Here is a 2,045-nt window from a genome sequence, read left to right on the forward strand (position 1 = left end):
GCGAGGGCGACGCGTTGGCGCATGCCGCCGGAGAGTTCGTGGACGCGTTTGCCGTGGGAGCCGGCGAGGCGGACGAGTTCGAGGAGGCGTTCGGCTTCCGGCCTGCGGTCGGCCTTGGGGACGCCGCGCAGGCGCAGCGCGAGTTCGATGTTCTTGCCCGCGGTGAGCCAGGGGAAGAGGGCGTGTTCCTGGAACATCAGGGCGGGGCGTCCGCCGGGGGTCGCGATCGACCCGGTGGACGGCTTGTCCAGGCCGGCGACCAGGTTCAGGAGCGTGGACTTCCCACATCCCGAGGCGCCCAGGATGGTGACGAACTCGCCCGGGGCGACATCGAGGCCGATGTCGTCCAGCACGAGCTGGGATCCGGCCGGGCCGGGGAAGGACTTCGAGACGTGCTCGATGCGGACGGCGCTGCGGACCGCCGTGGTGTCCTCCGCGTTGATCAGAACGGTCGCCATCGCCGGTCACCTCCCTTGGTCGTCGGTGCCCGGACCCGTCTGGGTGACGGCGGGTTTGTGCAGGGAACCGAGGACCTTGTTCAGCGGCCCGAGGTCGTGGATGCCGGTCAGGTCGGGCCGCTCCAGCAGGCCCGCCGCGACCGCGTGGCCCGCCTGGGCGCGCAGGGTGGCGGCCAGGGGGTCGTCGGTGACGAGGATCCCTGGCCAGGCCCCGTCGATGACCTCGGCGTCCAGTTCCTTGCCGGTCAGGGACTTCAGGGCGGCGTTCGCGGAGGCCTTGGCACGGTCCGGGTCGGCGTTGATCCATTCGTTGGTCTTCACGGTGCCGCGCAGGACGGCCTCGACGACGTCCGGATGCTCCCGGAGGAACTTCTGCGACACGATCACGTTCGTGATCACGAACCGACCTCCGGGCCACAGGTCCCGCTCGTCGAGGAGGACCCTGCCGCCCTCGGCGACCAGTTTGGAGGCGGTGGGCTCCGGTACCCAGGCGCCGTCCACGGCCCCGGACCGGTAGGCGTCGGGGGTGATCGCGTTGTCCGTACGGACGACGGAGACGTCTCCCCGGCCACTGGCCGCGTCGACCCGCCAGCCGCGGGCGGAGATCCAGTTCAGGAGCGCGACGTCCTGGGTGTTGCCGAGCTGGGGCGTGGCGATCCGGCGGCCCTTGAGGTCGTCGAGGGTTTTGATCTTCTCGGGGTTCACGACGAGCTTGACGCCGCCGGAGGCCGAGCCGGAGATGATCCGCAGGTTGGAGCCCTTGGACTTCACATAGCCGTTGATCGCGGGCGAGGGCCCGATGAAGCCGATGTCGACGGCGCCCGCGTTGAGGGCCTCGATCTCGGACGGGCCCGCGTTGAAGGTGACGGTCTTCAGGGTGGTCCCGCCGAGTTCCTTCTGGATCAGGCCCTCGCGCACGCCGACCAGCGCGGTGGCGTGCGTCAGGTTCGGGAAGTGGCCGAGACGGACGGAGCCCGCCGACAGCTTCTCGCCGACGGCGGCGACCGGCACCCGGCCCCCGGTCGGCCCGTCGGCCTTGGAGCCGTAGCCGCAGGAGGTGGCGGCGCCGGCGAGGAGGAGCAGGCAGAGGGCTGCGGCGCGGTGCGGACGGCGCGGGCGGCGCGGTGAGGGCATGGTCAGGGGGTCCGTTCGTGCTCGGCGTGCGCGGTGAAGGCATCGCCCGCCATGCCCGCGGTCAGGGTGGTTCCGTCGGCCGGGTCGATGAGCAGGAAGGATCCGGTGCGGCGGGAGTCGGCGTAGGCGTCGAGGGCGAGGGGTTCGGCGGTGCGGACGACGACGCGGCCGATGTCGTTGGCGACGAGCTGCCCGGGGTTCGGGTGCTGCGACAGGTCGTCCAGGGTCAACCGCGAGGGGATCTCCTCGACGATCGCCTTCACCGTCCGCGTCGTGTGCCTGACGAGGACGTGCCGGCCGACGGTGAGCGGCCCGTCGGCGACGTGGCAGACGGTCCCGGTGATCCGCCGGGTGAGGACCGGGGCGTTGGTGGTGGGGGCGATGAGGTCGCCGCGGGAGATGTCGATGTCGTGCTTGAGGCGCAGGGTGACCGATTGGGGGGCCCAGGCGATG

Annotated in this window: 3 protein-coding genes; all 3 read right to left on the bottom strand. The window is 71.6% G+C overall.

Annotated features, from left to right (window positions below; all coding sequences use genetic code 11):
- Positions 1 to 458, bottom strand: a 458-nt coding sequence (locus ACZ58N_RS38830) for an ABC transporter ATP-binding protein (protein WP_471170385.1), incomplete at its 3' end; no start/stop codon positions are given.
- Positions 459 to 464: 6 nt separating this feature from the next.
- Positions 465 to 1,592, bottom strand: a complete 1,128-nt coding sequence (locus ACZ58N_RS38835) for an aliphatic sulfonate ABC transporter substrate-binding protein (protein ID WP_471170388.1) — start codon at positions 1,590 to 1,592, stop codon at positions 465 to 467.
- Positions 1,593 to 1,594: 2 nt separating this feature from the next.
- A partial coding sequence (locus ACZ58N_RS38840) for an elongation factor 1-alpha C-terminal domain-related protein (protein WP_471170391.1) occupies positions 1,595 to 2,045 on the bottom strand: 451 nt, incomplete at its 5' end.

Source organism: Streptomyces sp. NPDC040432, from assembly GCF_055595445.1.

What these genes read in the sequence shown, in the direction of transcription:
- ACZ58N_RS38835 (WP_471170388.1), bottom strand. Translation starts at nt 1,592, where the DNA reads ATGCCCTCACCGCGCCGCCCGCGCCGTCCGCACCGCGCCGCAGCCCTC.